Source organism: Citrobacter sp. Cm046, from assembly GCF_030333065.1.
In the GTDB taxonomy this organism is placed as follows: Bacteria; Pseudomonadota; Gammaproteobacteria; order Enterobacterales; family Enterobacteriaceae; genus Citrobacter; species Citrobacter murliniae.
In genome coordinates this window covers 148646-167934 of the sequence record NZ_JAOWGP010000043.1, presented here as the reverse complement: position 1 = coordinate 167934, position 19289 = coordinate 148646, and the positions used below count along the sequence as shown (strand labels likewise).

The following is a 19289-nucleotide window of genomic DNA, read 5'->3' as shown; positions in this document are numbered from 1 at the left end:
GCACATTCTCACTTATCGCGCGACTGCGTCCTGAATCTTCTCTTCCGCTTTCCAGATTCGGTATTTCACTTCTACGTTTTCCGGAGTGTAGACCACAATCGGCAATTTGCTGTTGTAACGCACCATACCGTCATCACCCAGATAAGCTGTGATGAATTTTTTCTCTTTTTTGCCGTCCGGGCAGGCCATCATGGTCGAGACCGGGGAGCTGACTTTGTCAAAAACATAGTAGTCGTATCCCCAACCTTCCAGAGTTTTGCTTTCCAGCTCTCCACCAAGGCGATGCCTGTTGCAGTCAACTTCCAGCGTTTGTCCGATCAGCAGTTCCACTTTTAGAGTAGATTCATCTTTCTCAGGAGCGAGCTGGATAACCTGGCGCTTCATACCTTTGTCGGCTTTAGGATAAGGCGCTGTTTTTTCCAGTGGTTGAGTGTTGGCATCGTTGTTTGCAGCCCACACAGAGGTGCTGGCAACGGCAGCTAACAGGACGGCAGGGACAATAGTCTTCATCTTATTGTTCACAGTTTTTCCTTTCTTCTGTCTTCTGAACGTATCTATGGCAGGTTAGCATATTCACATCATCTATTAATCTAAATTTACTTATATTTTAAGTGTATTGGCTGAGTGTTTGTTATTAATATGGTGATATATCCTAAGAATTATCTCATAAATAAGATAATTCTCTTTTTGCGGTGTTCGTTATATAATTTAGTATATAACTAATTGAAATGTGAGCAAAAGCGCGTTTTTTTCCACCAACCCCACACTCTTTTGATCCGGCAACAGCATTTACCCCGATTGGGGTATGCACCTCTAACACATCCTGAAATATCTTACTGTTAAAAATAACTACTCATAAATAGTGCGGTTTTTATTGTCGTTCAACCCGCTCAGGGAGAGCGTCATTATGGAAGGACAATGTCATGGTTGATTTATCCCGTCGAGGCATGTTGACAGGCAACTGGCGTAACGCTGGCATTGGGATCCGTCCGCCGTGGAGCAAGGAAGAATCTCACTTTCTGGCCCATTGCCTCCGTTGTGACGCCTGCATCCAGGCGTGTGAAACCGACATCCTGCAGCGAGGCCAGGGTGGGTATCCGAGCGTAAATTTCAAACACGGCGAATGCAGCTTTTGTTACGCCTGCGCACAAGCCTGTCCCGAATCACTTTTTCTTCCGCGCCACACCAGGGCATGGGAACTGAACTTTACGATCGGTGAAAACTGCCTCGCAAATCAGTCTGTTGAGTGCCATCGCTGTCAGGATAGTTGTGAACCCATGGCCATTACCTTTCGCCCCACGCTGTCTGGTATTTACCAGCCACAGCTCGACAATCAGGGCTGTAACGGATGTGGCGCGTGCGTCGCTACCTGTCCGGTTTCAGCCATTAACGCGGAGTACAACCATGGACACTAACTGGCAGGTCTGCAGCCTGGTCGTTCAGGCCAAAAGTCAGCATATCAGCGATATCGCCACGCAGTTGAGTACATTTCCAGGTTGTGAAGTTGCACTCAGTGATGTGGAAAGCGGCCAACTGATCGCGGTGGTAGAAGCTGAACAAAGTGAAACGCTAATGAAAACAATTGAGTCGGTACGCAACGTTGCAGGCGTACTGGCGGTGTCGCTGGTTTATCACCAGCAGGATGAGCAAGGTGAGGAAACACCATGAAACTCAGTCGTCGTAGCTTTATGAAAGCTAACGCCGTTGCGGCCGCTGCGGCGGCTGCCGGGTTAAGCGTGCCGGGCGTAGCCCGCGCGGTAGTCGGTCAGCAAGAAGCTATCAAATGGGACAAAGCCCCGTGCCGATTTTGCGGTACAGGTTGTGGCGTATTGGTAGGGACTCAGCAAGGGCGTGTTGTGGCATGCCAGGGCGATCCGGATGCGCCGGTTAACCGTGGACTTAACTGCATTAAAGGTTACTTCCTGCCTAAAATCATGTACGGCAAAGACCGTTTAACGCAGCCGATGCTACGCATGAAGGATGGCAAATATCACAAAGAAGGCGAATTCACCCCAATTAGCTGGGACCAGGCCTTCGACGTGATGGAAGAGAAATTCAAAACGTCCCTGAAAGAAAAAGGGCCAGATGCCATCGGCATGTTTGGCTCCGGTCAGTGGACCATCTGGGAAGGTTATGCGGCGGCGAAGCTGTTCAAAGCGGGTTTCCGTTCAAACAACATTGACCCGAACGCACGTCACTGCATGGCATCAGCGGTAGTCGGTTTTATGCGTACCTTTGGTATGGATGAACCGATGGGTTGCTATGACGATATTGAGCATGCGGATGCTTTTGTTCTGTGGGGCGCCAATATGGCGGAGATGCACCCAATTCTGTGGTCACGCATCACCAACCGTCGCCTGTCCGATCCTAATGTCAATGTGGCGGTTCTCTCTACCTTCCAGCATCGTAGCTTTGAACTGGCCGATAACGGCATCGTCTTTACGCCGCAAAGCGACCTGGTGATCCTCAACTACATCGCAAATTACATCATTCAAAACAATGCGATAAACCAGGATTTCTTCAGCAAGCACGTTAACCTGCGCAAAGGTGCGACGGATATCGGCTACGGTTTACGTCCGACGCATCCGTTGGAGAAAGCGGCGAAAAACCCAGGTTCTGATGCATCCGAACCGATCAGCTTTGAAGAATACAAAGCGTTTGTTGCGGAATATACGCTGGATAAAACCGCAGAAATGACCGGCGTTCCGAAAGATCAACTGGAACAACTGGCGCAGCTGTATGCCGATCCGAATAAGAAAGTCATCTCCTACTGGACGATGGGCTTTAACCAACACACGCGCGGCGTGTGGGCCAACAACCTGGTCTACAACCTGCACCTGTTGACCGGCAAGATCTCCCAGCCTGGCTGTGGTCCGTTCTCTCTGACTGGCCAGCCTTCCGCTTGTGGTACCGCGCGTGAAGTAGGGACGTTCTCCCATCGCCTGCCTGCGGACATGGTGGTGACTAACGAAAAACACCGTGATATCTGCGAAAAACACTGGCAGATCCCAACCGGTACTATTCCGGCGAAAGTGGGTTTACATGCGGTAGCGCAGGATCGTGCGCTGAAGGATGGCAAGCTCAATGTTTACTGGGTGATGTGTAACAACAACATGCAGGCCGGACCGAATATTAACGAAGAGCGTATGCCTGGCTGGCGCGATCCGCGCAACTTTATCATCGTTTCCGATCCGTACCCGACGGTCAGCGCCCTGGCGGCCGACCTGATCCTGCCGACAGCGATGTGGGTGGAAAAAGAAGGGGCCTACGGTAACGCTGAGCGTCGTACTCAATTCTGGCGTCAGCAGATTAAAGCGCCGGGCGAAGCAAAATCGGATTTGTGGCAACTGGTGCAGTTTGCCCGTCGTTTCAAAACAGAAGAGGTCTGGCCGGAAGAACTGTTGGCGCAGAAACCAGAACTGCGTGGCAAAACTCTGTATGACGTGCTGTTTGCAACGCCTGCGGTGACGAAATACCCGGTTAGCGAACTGGCTGAAGATCAGCTTAACGATGAGTCCCGCGAGCTGGGTTTCTACCTGCAAAAAGGGCTGTTCGAAGAGTATGCATGGTTTGGTCGCGGTCATGGACACGATCTTGCACCGTTCGATGATTACCACAAAGCGCGCGGGTTACGCTGGCCGGTAGTTGAAGGTAAAGAGACCCAGTGGCGCTACAGCGAAGGTAACGATCCGTACGTGAAGGCTGGAGAGAGTTACAAGTTCTACGGCAAGCCGGACGGTAAAGCGGTGATTTTCGCACTGCCATTTGAACCGGCGGCAGAAGCGCCGGATAAAGAGTATGACCTGTGGCTCTCCACCGGACGTGTACTGGAGCACTGGCACACCGGCAGTATGACGCGTCGCGTGCCTGAACTGCACCGTGCCTTCCCGGAAGCCGTGCTGTTTATCCATCCGCTGGACGCGAAAGCACGCGATTTGCGTCGTGGCGATAAAGTCAAAGTGGTCTCCCGCCGTGGTGAAGTCATTTCGATTGTGGAAACACGTGGGCGTAACCGTCCACCGCAGGGGCTGGTGTATATGCCGTTCTTCGACGCCGCACAGCTGGTGAACAACCTGACGCTGGATGCGACGGATCCGCTTTCTAAAGAAACGGATTTCAAGAAGTGCGCTGTGAAACTGGCGAAGGTGTAAGTCGCTATGTCCCGGTCAGCAAAACCCCAAAATGGCCGCCGCCGCTTTCTGCGCGATATGGTTCGCGCAGCTGGCGGACTGGCAGTTGTTGGCGTGGCGCTGGGGTTGCAACAACAAACCGCACGTGCAACCGGCGTGCGGTTACGCCCGCCTGGGGCATTGAGTGAGGACGCATTTGCCAGCGCTTGCGTACGCTGCGGGCAGTGCGTTCAGGCTTGCCCTTATGACACGCTGAAACTGGCGACTCTGGCCTCCGGGCTGGCGGCGGGGACGCCGTATTTTATTGCCCGCGATATTCCCTGCGAAATGTGTGAGGACATCCCGTGCGCCAAAGTTTGTCCAAGCGGAGCGTTGGATCGGGAAATTGAATCGATCGACGATTCACGCATGGGGTTGGCGGTGCTGCTGGATCACGAGAACTGCCTCAATTATCAGGGATTGCGCTGCGACGTCTGCTATCGCGAGTGCCCGAAAATTGACGAGGCCATCACCCTGGAGCTCGATCGCAATATGCGTACCGGTAAACATGCGCGGTTTATTCCTACCGTTCATAGCGATGCCTGTACCGGATGCGGTAAATGCGAAAAGGTCTGTGTGCTGGAGCAACCAGCCATAAAAGTGCTGCCTTTGTCGCTGGCAAAAGGGGAGTTGGGACACCATTACCGCTTCGGTTGGCTGGAGGGGCAAAATGGCAAATCGTAAACGTGATGCAGGCCGTGAAGCGCGGGCGAAAAAAGGCTGGTGGCAGAGTCATCGTTGGCTGGTGTTGCGTCGTTTAAGCCAGTTTCTGGTGTTGGCGATGTTTCTCAGCGGCCCGTGGCTCGGTGTGTGGATCCTGCATGGTAATTACAGCAGCAGCCTGTTGCTGGATACCATTCCGTTAACCGATCCACTCATTACGCTGCAAAGTCTGGCCAGTGGGCATTTGCCTGCGACGGTGGCGTTAACGGGCGCGGCCATCATTACGGTGCTGTATGCCCTTGCGGGCAAGCGATTGTTTTGTAGTTGGGTCTGTCCGATGAATCCTGTAACCGACTTTGCGAGCTGGTTACGCAGAAGGTTTGAGTTGAATCAGTCAGCGACAATTCCGCGCTATATACGCTACGTCCTGCTGGTTGTCATTTTGCTGGGCTCTGCTGTAACAGGCACGTTGCTGTGGGAATGGATAAACCCGGTTTCTCTGCTGGGACGTAGCCTGGTGATGGGGTTCGGAAGCGGCATACTGCTGATTATTGCACTGTTTTTATTTGATTTACTGGTCGTTGAACATGGCTGGTGCGGGCACCTTTGCCCACTTGGCGCACTGTATAGCGTGCTGGGAAGTAAAGGGGCGTTAACCGTTTCGGCGAAAGAACGCGAGAGATGTAACCGCTGTATGGATTGTTTTCATGTTTGCCCGGAACCGCATGTGCTACGTGCCCCGGTGCTGGATGAGCAAAGCCCGGTGCAGGTGACCAGTCGCGATTGCATGGCCTGCGGTCGCTGTGTGGATGTCTGTTCTGAGGATGTTTTTACAATAACAACACGATGGAGTTCGGGAGCGAAATCATGAAAAGCCATGACCTGATTAAAGCGCTGAGTCAAATGACGGCAGCGCTGGCCCTGGTAGTCAGTGGGGCAGTTTGGGCTGCAAACGGAGTGGATCTGAGCCAGTCACCGGAAGTCTCGGGGACGCAGGAAGGGGCGATTCGCATGCCGAAAGAGCAGGAGCGTATGCCGCTGAACTACGTTAACCAACCACCGATGGTTCCGCACAGCGTTGATGGTTACCAGGTTACAACTAACACCAACCGCTGCCTGCAGTGCCATGGCGTGGAAAGCTATCGGACAACCGGCGCGCCGCGCATCAGCCCGACGCACTTTATGGACAGCAATGGCAAAGTGCTGGCGGAAGTGGCGCCGCGTCGCTATTTCTGCCTGCAGTGTCATGTCCCGCAGGCTGATGCTGCTCCGATTGTCGAAAATACCTTCACCCCCTCGAAAGGTTACGGGAAATAAGAGGTCATTATGGAAAATTCTAACCGTAAACCAGGCTGGATTAAGCGCGTCTGGCAATGGTGGCGTCGCCCCAGCCGTCTGGCGCTCGGCACGCTGTTGTTAATCGGCTTTGTGGGCGGCATTATTTTCTGGGGCGGTTTTAACACCGGTATGGAAAAGGCCAACACTGAAGAATTCTGTATCAGCTGTCACGAAATGCGCAACACTGTCTATCAGGAATACATGGAAACCGTACACTACAACAACCGTAGTGGTGTACGTGCGACCTGCCCTGATTGCCACGTCCCGCATGAGTGGGGCCCGAAAATGATTCGTAAGATTAAAGCCAGCAAAGAGCTGTATGCGAAAGCGTTGGGGTTGATAGACACACCGCAAAAATTTGAAGACCACCGTCTGATAATGGCGCAAAATGAGTGGCGGCGTATGAAAGACAATAACTCGCAGGAGTGTCGTAACTGTCATAACTTCGAGTTTATGGATTTAACCGCCCAGAAAGGTGTTGCGGCTAAAATGCATGACCAGGCCGTGAAAGAAGGACAAACCTGTATCGACTGCCATAAAGGGATAGCACACAAACTCCCCGATATGCGTGAAGTTAAACCGGGATTCTAACAGGATGTTGATGCGTGCAAATGCTTGAAGCCAGGGAGCTGCTCTGTGAGCGGGATGACAGAATACTGTTTAGTGAGCTGTCATTTCGCGTAACCGCGGGTGAATGGGTGCAAATTACCGGGAGTAACGGCGCAGGAAAAACCACTTTGCTGCGCTTACTTACTGGTCTGGCTCGCCCTGATGCCGGAGAGGTTTGCTGGCAAGGGCAACCACTGCATCAAGTGCGGGACAGTTACCATCAGGAACTGCTTTGGATCGGACATCAGCCGGGAATTAAAACCCGGCTTTCGGCGTTGGAGAATCTGCGTTTCTTCCACCATGATGGCGATACTGCTCAGTGCCTGGCCGCTCTGGCACAGGCCGGGCTCGCCGGATATGAAGACATTCCAGTTAATCAACTCTCTGCCGGACAACAACGCCGTGTGGCATTGGCTCGTCTGTGGCTGACCCGCGCCCGGCTCTGGATCCTGGACGAACCGTTCACTGCGATTGATGTCAATGGCGTTGAACGCCTGACTCAGCGTATGGCACAACATACGGAGCAGGGCGGTATTGTTATTCTCACGACTCATCAGCCTCTGAATGTAGAGACCAATAAAGTGCGGCGTATTGCGCTGACCAGCGAGAGGGCTGCGCAATGATGTGGCGAATTTTCCGTTTAGAACTGCGGGTTGCGTTCCGTCATAGTGCGGAGATTGCCAATCCGTTATGGTTCTTCCTGATTGTGATTACGTTATTCCCGCTAAGCATTGGCCCGGAACCACAACTGCTGGCGCGAATTGCGCCGGGTATTATCTGGGTTGCAGCACTGCTGGCATCATTACTGGCGCTGGAGCGCCTGTTTCGCGATGACCTTCAGGACGGCAGCCTCGAACAGCTGATGTTACTGCCATTGCCGCTACCGGCGGTGGTGCTGGCGAAGGTAATGGCACACTGGGTCGTGACCGGCCTGCCGTTGCTTATCCTCTCGCCGCTGGTGGCGTTGCTGTTGGGAATGGATATGTACGGTTGGCAGATTATGGCACTGACGCTGTTGCTCGGTACGCCGACGCTGGGTTTTCTCGGTGCGCCAGGCGTTGGATTAACGGTTGGTCTGAAGCGTGGCGGTGTGTTGTTAAGCGTGTTGGTACTGCCGCTAACCATCCCGCTGCTGATTTTTGCGACCGCTGCGATGGATGCGGCCTCTATGCACTTACCCGTTGAAGGGTACATGGCGATTCTGGGCGCACTGTTGGTGGGGAGCGCGACGTTAAGTCCTTTTGCGACGGCGGCTGCGTTACGCATCAGTGTGCAGTAGCACGATTTTTATTTTAGCGTGCCTGATCAGGCGATTTTCCGCCATCAGGGACAACGGCAGTTTCATTTGTTTTGCTTGAGTCTGGTGACTGAACTATGTGGAAAATACTTCATCAACTGGCGATGCCCCCACGGCTCTATCAGATCTGTGGCTGGTTTATCCCGTGGCTGGCGATTGCCAGTGTAGTGATACTGGCAACGGGTTGGATCTGGGGATTTGGTTTTGCACCTTCGGATTATCAGCAGGGGCAGAGCTATCGCATTATTTATCTGCACGTCCCGGCGGCAATCTGGTCGATGGGGATTTATGCCTCGATGGCGGTTGCGGCGTTTATCGGCCTGGTCTGGCAGATGAAAATGGCCAATCTGGCTTTAGCCGCGATGGCCCCTGTTGGCGCAGTGTTTACCTTTATCGCACTGGTGACCGGGTCGGCATGGGGTAAACCAATGTGGGGAACCTGGTGGGTATGGGATGCCCGACTCACTTCTGAACTGGTGTTGCTGTTTCTCTACGTAGGCGCTATCGCACTGTGGCACGCATTTGATGACCGTCGCGTGGCGGGGCGTGCTGCCGGTATTCTGGTGCTGATTGGCGTTGTTAACTTACCGATTATTCACTACTCGGTAGAGTGGTGGAATACGTTGCATCAGGGATCGACCCGTATGCAGCAAAGTATTGATCCGGCGATGCGCACGCCGTTGCGTCTGGCAATCGTCGGCTATCTGTTGCTGTTTATCACGCTGACGCTGATGCGCATGCGTAATCTGATTTTGTTGATGGAAAAACGCCGCCCGTGGGTGAGCGAACTGATCTTAAAAAGAGGCCGCCAATGACCCCTGCATTTGCATCATGGAGTGATTTTTTCGCGATGGGCGGTTACGCCTTGTATGTCTGGTTGGCTGTGGCTATGAGCGTTGTCCCTATGATTGTACTGGTGCTGCACTCTGCGTTACAGCATCGGACGATATTACGCGGTGTAGCACAGCAACGGGCAAGAGAAGCCCGTATGCGCGCGGCACAAACGCAACGGGAGGCGGCGTGAATATTCGACGTAAAAATCGACTCTGGATTGCCTGTGCGGTGCTTGCGGGTCTGGCATTAACCATCACGCTGGTGCTCTACGCGCTGCGTTCCAATATCGACCTGTTCTATACGCCGGGCGAAATACTCTACGGTAAGCGTGAAACCCAGAAGATGCCTGAAGTCGGTCAACGTCTGCGTGTGGGGGGCATGGTTATGCCTGGCAGCGTTAAACGCGACCCGCAATCCCTGAAGGTGAATTTCAGCATCTATGACGCCGAGGGCGTAGTCGATGTGACGTATGAAGGTATCCTGCCGGATCTGTTCCGTGAAGGGCAGGGGGTCGTTGTGCAGGGTGAACTGGAAGAGGGGAATCATGTGCAGGCAAAAGAGGTCCTCGCCAAACATGATGAGAATTACACCCCACCGGAAGTCGAAAAAGCGATGCAGGAAAATCACCGTCGCCCGGAAAGTGTTTATAAGGATAAAACGTCATGATGCCTGAAATTGGCAATGGGCTTCTGTGTCTTGCACTTGGCGTTGCATTGCTGCTCTCGGTCTATCCTCTGTGGGGCGTAGCGCGCGGTGATGTACGGATGATGGCCTCTGCACGGCCATTTGCCTGGGTGTTGTTTATCTGCGTGATGGGTGCGTTTCTGGTGTTGGTAAACGCATTCGTGGTCAATGACTTTACCGTGACCTATGTGGCCAGTAACTCTAATACTCAGCTCCCGGTTTGGTATCGGGTAGCGGCAACGTGGGGCGCGCATGAAGGCTCACTGTTGCTGTGGGTGCTGCTGATGAGCGGCTGGACGTTTGCCGTGGCGCTGTTCAGTCAGCGGATGCCGCTGGATATCGTCGCTCGTGTACTGGCTGTGATGGGCATGGTCAGTGTTGGCTTCCTGTTGTTTATCTTGTTTACCTCTAACCCGTTTTCTCGCACCTTGCCTGATTTCCCTGTCGAAGGGCGCGACCTGAACCCGCTGTTGCAGGATCCGGGGCTTATTTTCCATCCACCGTTGTTGTATATGGGCTATGTCGGTTTCTCAGTCGCTTTTGCATTCGCGATTGCCGCGTTGATGAGCGGGCGTCTGGACAGCACGTTTGCCCGTTTTTCGCGCCCCTGGACGCTGGCGGCGTGGGTGTTTTTGACGTTGGGGATTGTGCTCGGCTCCGCCTGGGCGTACTACGAGCTTGGCTGGGGCGGCTGGTGGTTCTGGGATCCGGTCGAGAATGCTTCGTTTATGCCGTGGCTGGTAGGCACAGCGCTGATGCACTCCCTGTCGGTTACCGAACAACGCGCCAGTTTCAAAGCCTGGACGCTGCTGCTCTCGATCTGCGCTTTCTCGCTATGCCTGTTGGGCACTTTCCTCGTGCGTTCAGGCGTACTGGTGTCGGTACATGCATTCGCCTCCGATCCGTCGCGCGGGATGTTCATTCTTGCCTTTATGGTCATGGTGATCGGTGGATCTCTGCTGCTCTTTGCCGTGCGTGGTCATAAAGTTCGCTCCAGGGTGAATAACGCCCTCTGGTCACGTGAATCGCTGCTATTGGGGAACAACGTTCTGTTGATTGCCGCCATGCTGGTGGTGCTGCTGGGCACATTGTTGCCGCTGGTGCATAAACAGCTGGGGCTAGGCAGTATTTCGATTGGTGAACCGTTCTTCAATACCATGTTCACGTGGCTGATGGCACCGTTCGCACTGCTGTTGGGGATTGGACCGTTGGTTCGCTGGGGTCGTGACAGACCGCGTAAACTAAAAACATTGCTGATTATCGCGTTTGTCACCACATTTGTACTGTCGCTGCTGCTGCCGTGGCTGCTTGAAGACCGCATTGCCGCGATGACGGTAGTAGGTCTGGCAATGGCATGCTGGATATTTGTGCTGGCGATGTCTGAAGCATTCTTGCGTATTTCACGCGGAACGAAGTTGACGCCAAGTTACTGGGGGATGGTGTCAGGCCACGTGGGGCTGGCGATTACTATCGTGGGGATTGCCTTTAGTCAGAACTACAGCGTTGAGCGTGATGTGCGTATGAAGGCTGGCGATAGCGTGAGCATACATAATTATCAGTTTACATTCCGTGAAGTTAAAGATATCACCGGGCCTAACTACCGTGGTGGCGTGGCGATTATTGGTGTAACACGTGACGGTAAACCGGAAGCGACGCTGCATGCGGAGAAACGTTTTTATAACAGCACCAGTTCCATGATGACCGAAGCGGCAATTGACGGTGGTTTTACGCGTGACCTGTATGCTGCGTTAGGCGAAGAGCTGGACAATGGCGCATGGGCCGTGCGTCTGTATTACAAACCGTTTATTCGCTGGATTTGGGCCGGAGGGTTGCTGATGGCGCTGGGCGGATTGTTCTGCCTGTTTGATCCACGCTATCGCCAGCGCGTGCGTCCACGCACAGCTGAGCAAAAAAACGCGCCGGAGGCTGTATGAAGCGCAACGCACTCTTAATCCCTTTTATTATTTTTCTCGTTATTGCGGCAGCGCTGCTGTGGCAACTGGCGCGTAACGCCCAGGGAGATGATCCCACCAATCTTGAATCGGCATTGATCGGTAAACCGGTACCGACGTTCCGCCTTGAGTCGCTGGAGAATCCGGGGCAGCATTATCAGGCCGATGTACTAACGCAGGGTAAACCGGTGTTGCTCAACGTATGGGCGACATGGTGTCCGACCTGCCGTGCTGAACACCAGTATCTGAATCAGCTGTCTGCAGAGGGCGTGCGGGTGGTCGGTCTGAACTATAAAGACGATCGTCAGAAAGCGATTGTCTGGCTGAAAGAACTGGGTAATCCATATGCGCTTAGCCTGTTTGATGGCGATGGCATGCTTGGATTGGATCTGGGCGTATATGGCGCGCCGGAAACTTTCCTGATCGACGGTAAGGGAATTATTCGCTACCGCCACGCTGGCGATTTGAATGCCAGAGTGTGGGCAAGCGAGATCAAACCGTTGTGGGATAAGTACAGTAAGGAGGCTGCGCAATGAGATTTTTACTGGGCGTATTGATGCTGGTGATCTCTGGTTCGGCGCTTGCCACCATCGACGTAATGCAGTTCAAAGACGAAGCGCAGGAGCAACAGTTCCGCCAGCTTACCGAGCAATTGCGCTGCCCTAAGTGTCAGAACAACAGCATTGCCGACTCTAACTCGATGATTGCTACCGACCTGCGTCAGAAAGTCTATGAGCTGATGCAGGAAGGGAAAAGCCAGAAAGAGATCGTCGATTATATGGTGGCGCGCTACGGCAACTTCGTCACTTACGATCCGCCGCTGACGCCGCTGACGGTTCTGTTATGGGTGATGCCCGTCGTGGCGATCGGCTTGGGGGGCTGGATTATTTTTGCCCGCTCACGCCGTCGTATACGATTGAAACAGGAAGAATTTCCAGACGACATCACTCCGGATGGAAAACGTGGTGGATGGTGGCTGTATGTGCCAGGCGTTGTAGTCGCATTGGTGGTTGGCGCGGTGAGCTATTATCAAACGGGTAATTACAAGCAGGTTAAAATCTGGCAACAGGCTACAGCACAAGCTCCGGCGTTGCTGGAACGGGCACTGGATCCGAAGGCTGAACCACTGAATGAAGAGGATATGACACGCCTTGCGCTGGGACTGCGTACGCGACTGCAGGCCGATCCTGGAAACGTTGAAGGCTGGATTATGCTCGGACGCATTGGAATGGTATTAGGTAATGCCAGCACGGCGACAGAAGCCTATGCCAACGCCTACCGACTGGATCCTAAAAATAGCGATGCGGCGCTGGGTTATGCGGAAGCGTTGACCCGTTCCTCCGATCCAAATGATAACCGTCGGGGAGGGGAGTTATTGAGTCAGTTGGTCAGGGGCGATCATGCTAACGTGCGTGTACTGAGCATGTATGCTTTTAACGCCTTTGAGCAGCAGCGCTTCGGCGAGGCGGTTGCGGCCTGGGAGATGATGCTGAAGTTATTACCCGCCAACGACACTCGCCGGGCGGTGATTGAACGCAGCATTAAACAGGCGATGGAGCAGTTGTCGCCGCAGGAGAAATAAGAGCGGAAGATGCCGGATAGCGACCCTAAGAGTCTTATCCAGCCTGCACATAAGCCCGATAGCATAGCGCTACCGGGCATTCTGCGTATTACTGTATTCCACGCGTTTGCAGAAACAGGATGGTGGCGGCAACACGAGAGCGCACGTTGAGCTTGCGCAGCAGGTTGCGAATATGCACCTTCACCGTTTGTTCCGAAATATTCAGTACGGACGCAATCTGCTTGTTTGACAAGCCCTGAGCCAGTTCATGTAAAACATCCAGCTCGCGTTCGGTAAGTATACTGAACGGATCTTCTTCCGCACCAAACAGTTCACGCTCTCGCAGGTATTCGCTGACGCGTGCGCTGAAGGCTTTACCGCCTTTAGCACCACTGCGAATGGCTTCAAGCAGAACTTCTGGGTCGCTGTCTTTCAACAAATAGCCATCAGCGCCGGCATCAATCAATGCGTATACATCGCTTGCGGAATCTGACACGGTAAGAATGATGATTTGCGCAGTGATGCCATCCCGGCGCAGCGCATTCAGGGTATCAAGTCCGCTCATTCCCTTCATATTGAGATCCAGCAGGATCACATCAAGGTCAAGACGGTTTGCCAGATCGATTGCACTTGCACCATCACCCGCTTCGGCGACGACTTCAAATGCGCTATCCAACTGTAGCAACTGACTAATTCCTCGTCGCATCAGTGGGTGGTCATCGACAATAAGCACCTGAAAAGGCATTGCTTCAGGCATACTATTCTCCTGAGTATTTATTAGTATCATTATTGTTTTCAGCACGTAAATCGTCCAGATTCATCGAGCTGATGAGAGAATAAATTTTACCCTAATTTGTGCATGGGTAAGTAGCAAAACCGTCAAAGTTTAAAACGGGCAGGGGTGGGAGAGAGATGAGGTCTACTGCCAGGGCGCTGCTATAAAGACCAACTGCATGGCAAAATGAACATACCACTGGCCAGTGGCTATGTAAGCAGCTCCCTTGCTGGACATCCCTCATCGAGCTAGGAGGGTTCCGACGTACGAGTTAACAGCATATCAATCAACTTTTCATCGAACAGAACAGGGACATAGACAGTGTGAGTATATTCTAAAGCATCAGGAGGATGTGTGTATTCAAAAAGCTCAATATCATGGCCGTCGCGTCGGGTGATGCAGTGTTGGGCCATGTATTGCTTGTAGACGTAGAGTATTCTGTCTGATGTCGAACCCACTTTTTTAGTAAATGTAAAACGCAGATAATCCCCGGAGATAACCGGTAAAGCGGGTAGTTCTTTCTCCTTGCTAAACTCCGCAGTGACACCAATGTGGTAGTCGAAACTAATTTTATCACATTTCAAATTTACGGGTTTGCACAATGTATAAACCTTGTCGGGAATAGTGAGGAGCAAACTGGAGAATGTTTTTTCAAGTTCTGCTCTCTGCATGGTATGGGCTTTACCGATGTGATAAAAATCACATTCATACTTTCCAGAGACGCCATAGAGTTCAAGGTGCGGAATGTAAATATAACTCACGTCCAAATCCATGAGTGCGCCGTTTACTTTATGACCCCAGGCCGGAATTTTTCCAAATATAACTTCACTGTTGCTTCTGAATTCAACAGGCGTTGTACCAAAGCACTCTTTGAAGTATCGAGTGAAAGCTTGTTGGCTTGAGTAAAAGCAAAGCTCTGATATTTTTTTCACGGAGAGACCGGAGAATTTTAGGGCGAGTGAACACCGGTACATCTTGATCCCCATAATATAGTTTTTGATAGAACACCCCATCCTGGATCTAAATATCCTGTGGAGTTGAGCACTGCTGTAGCCTGAGCGAGATATAATGGAGGGGATGCTGATATTCTCATCCTGGCCTTCATCGATAAGCCTGAGCAGTTGCGTTATAAATTCATCGCTCAAAGGTCCTCACTTACATCTGGTTATAGCGAATCAAGTATAAGATCCTGTTTTAGAATATTACATTCAGATAATCAATAGCATAATCACAGAGTGATATTATTTGGTGGTAATAATCCAAAAAAAGAGTAATAAAGATAACTCGTTACAATTAATTAACGCAGATGGCGTTGCTGAGCGTAAAATTACTGGAAAACGCTGTGCAAATAATAACGTCTGGTATTATACTCGCCGTGAGTTTACTGGCACCATGATAACGCTGATGAATGATTATTGATTGCTTTATACAAATAAATAATTTAATTAAATTTTATTTGTTATGTTTTTGTTGTTTTTGTTTATTTATTCTCATGATTGTTTATTTGAATTGCGCTCTAAAGTTCGTTGAGCTGATAATCTTACGGTAACGCGCTGGTGCTATAAAAAATGTCATGAGTAGATACTCTCTATATATGTCGATGTTTCTCAAGACACCTGCCGTTGCGCTTATATATTCAATATTAAGTCATTTTATTTTAGGAACGGAATAAATGAAATTAACAAAAATTGCAGCGGTGGTTATTCTGGCTGGCACTCTGTCTTCATTCGCGCAGGCGCAGGATCAGGGGCATGGTTCTGTCACCTTTACGGGTTCCATCATTGATGCCGCGTGTTCTATTGCCAATGGTAAGCAAGATGTTTACTTGGGGGAGATCTCCAATGCGGCTCTGGCTGCCAATAGCAATACGGGGAACTCAACGCCAGTGAATTTCACCATTGACCTGCAAAACTGTGATGCATCTGCAGGCCACGTATCAACTACATTTAGTGGCGCTGTTGATGCTAACGATACCACCAAGACTCACCTGGGTATTACAGGTACAGGTTCCGGTGCGGGTATTGTATTAACTGACGGTGCGGGCAAACCTATTACCTTAGGTGCTGCGACAGCTCCTCAAGATTTGCAGGAAGGTAACAATACACTGTTGTTTTCTGCATACCTGCAGGGTGATGGCGCCTCTGCCGTTATAGTCCCTGGGGAATTCACTGCGATTGCAGACTTCACCCTGGATTACAATTAATCACTACCTGATATAGTGCCTGTTACTGTACGCCCGCCTGTGCGGGCGTATGGTGGTCAATTTGCTGAAGTGAGTTCATGATCCGAATAATACGTTATACCTGTATTTTTATTTTTCTTTTAGCATATTGCTCTATCGCTACTGCGGGCAGCGTCCGGTATAACAGAATGCATTTTTATGGGGTTATTAAAGCACGGGCATGTAATATTTTTATGGCAGGGGGGGAACAGCAGATTGATATGGGGGAGTTAATTGAAAAACAGCTGGAATATAATAAGAAAACTCTTTCAGAGCGATTCTCTATTCATCTCGATCATTGCGTATTTGATGTTAACTCAAAAAATGATACGCCATGGCAGTATTTCCGCGTTACGGTAGATAGCGTTGATGCAGACAATTTTTCTGAACCGGATGCCAACGCGGGAAACATTGTCTTGCAATTATTAAATAAAGGTATGCGAGCAAGTAATAAGGGTGAGAAGGTTGGTAATTACACAAAAGTAAGCAATACAGATATGCGTCTTGACTATGCCTTATCGTTTAAAGAGAGAAATGTCTTTGGCCCTGCGGATAACCTGCCATTGATACCTTCTTCATTTATCGTTGAATATAAGGTGAGTTACTTTTAGTTTTTTATAAATCATTCGCAAGAATAACTGACAACGATGGAACTGGAATGTATAGCTCTATAATGTTGCCGTTAACCAGGCGCATAATTTTTGGCATGTGCTTGTCTTTTGTTTTTTTACAGTGCGGTGTATACGCGGCTGATTATGTTGATTTCAATACTGATATTCTGGACGTTAATGATAAAAAAAACATCGACTTCAGTCGTTTTGAAAGCAGCGGGTATATTATGCCGGGAGATTACAGCTTTAAGTTAAAAATCAATCAGAATGAAATAGATGAACAGCCTATATCTGTTTATAACAAAGATGATGATAAAAAAGAGACAGAAGCTTGTTTCAGTAGTGAGCTGGTGAAGCAATTCGGGCTAAAAGAAGAGTTCTTACAAAAAATTAGCATGTGGCACCAGGGTCAATGTGCTGATATTACTTCGCTGGAAGGCGTAATTGTCAGCCCTGATATGGGGGCTGCGGTGTTGAATATCAGTATTCCCCAGGTCTATCTGGAGTATGTTTCCAACGACTGGGTGCCAATCAGTATGTGGGATGAAGGAATTCCTGGGTTGCTAACAGATTACAACCTCAACTTTCAGAGCAATACACAGGAGAGTGAAGGTAGCACTGATCGTACGTTGTCGGGTAACGGAACGAGTGGATTAAATATTGGGGCATGGCGAGCACGCGCAGACTGGCAGACGAATTACGCTAGCGGTTCAAGCGGAAATAGCGGAAGAAAAAAATGGGCATGGGATCGCAGCTATGTCTATCGTGCTATGCCTAAATTAGGCGCTAAGCTGACATTAGGTGAGGACTATATGAATTCTGATCTGTTTGACAGTTTTCGCTTTGTTGGCGCCAGTATGATATCTGATGACAATATGCTGCCACCCAATTTACGTGGCTATGCGCCAGAAGTCTCTGGTGTGGCAAAAACGAACGCCAAGGTGACTATTTCACAACAGGGGCGAATTATTTATGAAACGCAGGTCGCTGCCGGCCCTTTTTCAATACAAGATTTAAACAGCGCTGTATCAGGAACGCTGGATGTGCGCGTTCAGGAACAGGATGGATCGGTGCAGCAATATAAAGTCAGTACCGCATCAATACCCTATTTGACACGCCCTGGAAGTATCCGTTTCAAGGTTTTTTCAGGTCGACCGACCAATGAAAGTCACCAGGCAGCAGGTGAAACTTTCAGTTCTGGTGAAATGTCATGGGGGATTAATAACGGGTGGTCGCTTTATGGAGGATCCACAGTTAGTGATAGCTATCGTTCACTGGCTGTTGGCGTCGGGCGAGATCTTATGATGTTGGGGGCGCTCTCATTTGATGTTACACGTGCAGATGCCAGGCTAAATAACTATCAAAGCGAAGATAAAATAGGGCGTTCCTATCGCCTGAGTTATTCGAAACGATTTGACGACACAGGGAGCGAGATCACCTTTGCGGGATATCGTTTTGCAGAAAAAGATTTCATGAGTTTTAGCGATTTTCTTAATTATGTATCAACAACGGATGCATTTCAGGAAGATAAAGAGATGTATACGGTGACGTTTAGCCAGCAGTTTGTTGATTCAGGAACGAGTCTGTATGTGAACTACTCACACCAGACTTACTGGAATAGCCCGGAAGAAGATCGCTATAATCTCTCGTTGTCGCGTTTTTTTGATATGGATAAGTGGAAGAATATTAATATTTCATTGACGGCATATCGGAATAAATTTGAAGGCAATAACGACGATGGCGCTTATATATCGGCGTCAATACCGTGGGGCGACACCGCAACCGTAAGTTATAACTCAACGTTTAGTGATTCGAGTAACTCGCATCGTATTGGCTATTATGACCGTCTGGAAAATGGCGATAATTACCAGATTGCTACCGGGAGTGGTAACGAAGGGATGAATGTGAGTGGCTATTATGATCATTCTGGAGATTTATCAGATGTCACTGCAAACCTGGATTATGAGCAAAATCAGTATCGTTCGGCTGGCTTAACGTTGCGGGGAGGCATTACTGCCACAGCCAAAGGCGCTGCGTTGCACAGAGTGAATTCACTTGGTGCTACCCGTGTACTGGTCGATACCGTCGATGCTGCAAATGTCCCCGTCCATGGTTATGGCGATACGGTATTAACGAACCATTTTGGGAAAGCGGTTATTACAGATGTTACACAATATATCAAAAATAATTTAAGTATCGATATCGACAATATGCCGGATGATGCGGAAGCGACGTATTCTGTTGCATCGGCAACATTGACTGAAGGGGCAATTGGGTATCGCAAATTTAACGTGATATCGGGTATGAAAGCATTGGCTGTTATACGCCTTGTCGATGGTAGTTTTCCACCCTTTGGTGCCAGCGTACACAATGACGGGAATCAGGAAGTTGGTATTGTTGGCGGAGATGGTCAGGTTTATCTGAGTGGTTTAAACCCAGGAGCCAGCCTGCAGGTAGTATGGAGTGAGGACGACAGTTGTAAAGTAGTGATTCCGGAAAAACTGGGGCAATTGGATCTTACCGATACATTGCTTCTACCGTGTATCCATTAGAGATAAATAAATTTCGTTAATTT

General features: G+C 50.3%; 22 protein-coding genes. 18 read left to right on the top strand and 4 right to left on the bottom strand.

Features of this window, described 5'->3' with window-relative positions; genetic code table 11:
• Nucleotides 1-12: 12 nt before the first annotated feature.
• Entirely contained in the window at nucleotides 13-510 is a 498-nt protein-coding gene (gene eco / locus OGX98_RS16615; RefSeq protein ID WP_200010369.1) for a serine protease inhibitor ecotin, read from the bottom strand.
• Between the two features lie 154 nt (nucleotides 511-664).
• Nucleotides 665-811 carry a protein YojO gene (yojO, locus tag OGX98_RS24100; protein WP_502873565.1) on the bottom strand — a complete coding sequence of 49 codons (147 nt, stop codon included), beginning with the start codon at nucleotides 809-811 and terminating at the stop codon, nucleotides 665-667.
• A 112-nt stretch (nucleotides 812-923) separates the two neighbouring features.
• Between yojO and napF the strand changes: the two genes are divergently transcribed.
• From napF to OGX98_RS16540, 15 genes are all read left to right on the top strand, one after another.
• On the top strand, nucleotides 924-1415 hold the full coding sequence (napF, locus tag OGX98_RS16610) for a ferredoxin-type protein NapF (RefSeq protein WP_045445392.1): 492 nt from the start codon (nucleotides 924-926) through the stop codon (nucleotides 1413-1415).
• Nucleotides 1405-1668, top strand: coding sequence for a chaperone NapD (gene napD, locus OGX98_RS16605; RefSeq protein ID WP_045445389.1), 264 nt, complete (start codon nucleotides 1405-1407; stop codon nucleotides 1666-1668). Before napF ends, napD begins: the two co-directional genes overlap by 11 nt.
• Nucleotides 1665-4151, top strand: coding sequence for a nitrate reductase catalytic subunit NapA (napA, locus tag OGX98_RS16600; RefSeq protein ID WP_045445385.1), 2487 nt, complete (start codon nucleotides 1665-1667; stop codon nucleotides 4149-4151). Before napD ends, napA begins: the two co-directional genes overlap by 4 nt.
• A 6-nt stretch (nucleotides 4152-4157) precedes the next feature.
• A complete protein-coding gene (gene napG / locus OGX98_RS16595) occupies nucleotides 4158-4853 on the top strand; it encodes a ferredoxin-type protein NapG (RefSeq protein WP_045445382.1) in 696 nt (231 codons plus the stop codon).
• Nucleotides 4840-5703, top strand: a complete 864-nt coding sequence (gene napH, locus OGX98_RS16590) for a quinol dehydrogenase ferredoxin subunit NapH (RefSeq protein ID WP_225761197.1) — start codon at nucleotides 4840-4842, stop codon at nucleotides 5701-5703. The genes napG and napH overlap by 14 nt, the downstream gene beginning before the upstream one ends.
• Nucleotides 5700-6149, top strand: a complete 450-nt coding sequence (gene napB, locus OGX98_RS16585; protein ID WP_045445376.1) for a nitrate reductase cytochrome c-type subunit — start codon at nucleotides 5700-5702, stop codon at nucleotides 6147-6149. Before napH ends, napB begins: the two co-directional genes overlap by 4 nt.
• Nucleotides 6150-6158: 9 nt before the next feature.
• Nucleotides 6159-6761, top strand: a complete 603-nt coding sequence (napC, locus tag OGX98_RS16580) for a cytochrome c-type protein NapC (protein WP_045445373.1) — start codon at nucleotides 6159-6161, stop codon at nucleotides 6759-6761.
• A gap of 14 nt (nucleotides 6762-6775) precedes the next feature.
• A complete protein-coding gene (ccmA, locus tag OGX98_RS16575; RefSeq protein WP_223307006.1) occupies nucleotides 6776-7402 on the top strand; it encodes a cytochrome c biogenesis heme-transporting ATPase CcmA in 627 nt (208 codons plus the stop codon).
• On the top strand, nucleotides 7399-8058 hold the full coding sequence (ccmB, locus tag OGX98_RS16570) for a heme exporter protein CcmB (RefSeq protein WP_045445367.1): 660 nt from the start codon (nucleotides 7399-7401) through the stop codon (nucleotides 8056-8058). The genes ccmA and ccmB overlap by 4 nt, the downstream gene beginning before the upstream one ends.
• Before the next feature lie 95 nt (nucleotides 8059-8153).
• Entirely contained in the window at nucleotides 8154-8891 is a 738-nt protein-coding gene (locus tag OGX98_RS16565; RefSeq protein ID WP_045445364.1) for a heme ABC transporter permease, read from the top strand.
• Nucleotides 8888-9100 (top strand): heme exporter protein CcmD, encoded by a 213-nt coding sequence (gene ccmD, locus OGX98_RS16560; RefSeq protein ID WP_045445361.1) that lies wholly within the window; start codon nucleotides 8888-8890, stop codon nucleotides 9098-9100. The genes OGX98_RS16565 and ccmD overlap by 4 nt, the downstream gene beginning before the upstream one ends.
• A complete protein-coding gene (ccmE, locus tag OGX98_RS16555) occupies nucleotides 9097-9576 on the top strand; it encodes a cytochrome c maturation protein CcmE (RefSeq protein ID WP_045445358.1) in 480 nt (159 codons plus the stop codon). The genes ccmD and ccmE overlap by 4 nt, the downstream gene beginning before the upstream one ends.
• Nucleotides 9573-11528, top strand: coding sequence for a heme lyase CcmF/NrfE family subunit (locus OGX98_RS16550; protein ID WP_048221011.1), 1956 nt, complete (start codon nucleotides 9573-9575; stop codon nucleotides 11526-11528). The genes ccmE and OGX98_RS16550 overlap by 4 nt, the downstream gene beginning before the upstream one ends.
• Nucleotides 11525-12082, top strand: a complete 558-nt coding sequence (gene dsbE, locus OGX98_RS16545; protein WP_045445352.1) for a thiol:disulfide interchange protein DsbE — start codon at nucleotides 11525-11527, stop codon at nucleotides 12080-12082. The genes OGX98_RS16550 and dsbE overlap by 4 nt, the downstream gene beginning before the upstream one ends.
• Nucleotides 12079-13128, top strand: a complete 1050-nt coding sequence (locus OGX98_RS16540; protein WP_045445349.1) for a cytochrome c-type biogenesis protein CcmH — start codon at nucleotides 12079-12081, stop codon at nucleotides 13126-13128. Before dsbE ends, OGX98_RS16540 begins: the two co-directional genes overlap by 4 nt.
• Nucleotides 13129-13216: 88 nt before the next feature.
• On the opposite strand, the gene narP is transcribed toward OGX98_RS16540, so the two are convergent.
• Together narP and OGX98_RS16530 are read right to left on the bottom strand one after the other, a co-directional pair.
• Complete coding sequence (narP, locus tag OGX98_RS16535) at nucleotides 13217-13864, bottom strand: nitrate/nitrite response regulator protein NarP (protein ID WP_045445346.1); 648 nt, start codon at nucleotides 13862-13864, stop codon at nucleotides 13217-13219.
• Nucleotides 13865-14130: 266 nt separating this feature from the next.
• On the bottom strand, nucleotides 14131-15027 hold the full coding sequence (locus OGX98_RS16530) for a helix-turn-helix domain-containing protein (RefSeq protein WP_071828996.1): 897 nt from the start codon (nucleotides 15025-15027) through the stop codon (nucleotides 14131-14133).
• A gap of 527 nt (nucleotides 15028-15554) precedes the next feature.
• Here OGX98_RS16530 and OGX98_RS16525 point away from each other — a divergent pair.
• From OGX98_RS16525 to OGX98_RS16515, 3 genes are all read left to right on the top strand, one after another.
• A complete protein-coding gene (locus tag OGX98_RS16525; RefSeq protein ID WP_048221012.1) occupies nucleotides 15555-16085 on the top strand; it encodes a fimbrial protein in 531 nt (176 codons plus the stop codon).
• A gap of 77 nt (nucleotides 16086-16162) precedes the next feature.
• Nucleotides 16163-16714, top strand: a complete 552-nt coding sequence (locus OGX98_RS16520) for a fimbrial protein (protein ID WP_286595598.1) — start codon at nucleotides 16163-16165, stop codon at nucleotides 16712-16714.
• A gap of 47 nt (nucleotides 16715-16761) precedes the next feature.
• The gene (locus tag OGX98_RS16515) at nucleotides 16762-19266 is read left to right on the top strand and encodes an outer membrane usher protein (protein ID WP_286595597.1); all 2505 of its coding nucleotides are present in this window, start codon (nucleotides 16762-16764) and stop codon (nucleotides 19264-19266) included.
• Nucleotides 19267-19289: the final 23 nt, after the last annotated feature.

Bases quoted from the DNA above. Each gene is read 5' to 3' on its own strand.
- napA (WP_045445385.1), top strand. From the start codon at position 1,665: ATGAAACTCAGTCGTCGTAGCTTTATGAAAGCTAACGCCGTTGCGGCC.
- eco (WP_200010369.1), bottom strand. From the start codon at position 510: ATGAAGACTATTGTCCCTGCCGTCCTGTTAGCTGCCGTTGCCAGCACC.
- napB (WP_045445376.1), top strand. From the start codon at position 5,700: ATGAAAAGCCATGACCTGATTAAAGCGCTGAGTCAAATGACGGCAGCG.
- napD (WP_045445389.1), top strand. From the start codon at position 1,405: ATGGACACTAACTGGCAGGTCTGCAGCCTGGTCGTTCAGGCCAAAAGT.
- OGX98_RS16540 (WP_045445349.1), top strand. From the start codon at position 12,079: ATGAGATTTTTACTGGGCGTATTGATGCTGGTGATCTCTGGTTCGGCG.
- narP (WP_045445346.1), bottom strand. From the start codon at position 13,864: ATGCCTGAAGCAATGCCTTTTCAGGTGCTTATTGTCGATGACCACCCA.
- napC (WP_045445373.1), top strand. From the start codon at position 6,159: ATGGAAAATTCTAACCGTAAACCAGGCTGGATTAAGCGCGTCTGGCAA.
- dsbE (WP_045445352.1), top strand. From the start codon at position 11,525: ATGAAGCGCAACGCACTCTTAATCCCTTTTATTATTTTTCTCGTTATT.
- OGX98_RS16525 (WP_048221012.1), top strand. From the start codon at position 15,555: ATGAAATTAACAAAAATTGCAGCGGTGGTTATTCTGGCTGGCACTCTG.
- napF (WP_045445392.1), top strand. From the start codon at position 924: ATGGTTGATTTATCCCGTCGAGGCATGTTGACAGGCAACTGGCGTAAC.
- OGX98_RS16550 (WP_048221011.1), top strand. From the start codon at position 9,573: ATGATGCCTGAAATTGGCAATGGGCTTCTGTGTCTTGCACTTGGCGTT.
- OGX98_RS16565 (WP_045445364.1), top strand. From the start codon at position 8,154: ATGTGGAAAATACTTCATCAACTGGCGATGCCCCCACGGCTCTATCAG.
- napG (WP_045445382.1), top strand. From the start codon at position 4,158: ATGTCCCGGTCAGCAAAACCCCAAAATGGCCGCCGCCGCTTTCTGCGC.
- ccmD (WP_045445361.1), top strand. From the start codon at position 8,888: ATGACCCCTGCATTTGCATCATGGAGTGATTTTTTCGCGATGGGCGGT.
- OGX98_RS16520 (WP_286595598.1), top strand. From the start codon at position 16,163: ATGATCCGAATAATACGTTATACCTGTATTTTTATTTTTCTTTTAGCA.
- OGX98_RS16515 (WP_286595597.1), top strand. From the start codon at position 16,762: ATGTATAGCTCTATAATGTTGCCGTTAACCAGGCGCATAATTTTTGGC.
- ccmB (WP_045445367.1), top strand. From the start codon at position 7,399: ATGATGTGGCGAATTTTCCGTTTAGAACTGCGGGTTGCGTTCCGTCAT.
- napH (WP_225761197.1), top strand. From the start codon at position 4,840: ATGGCAAATCGTAAACGTGATGCAGGCCGTGAAGCGCGGGCGAAAAAA.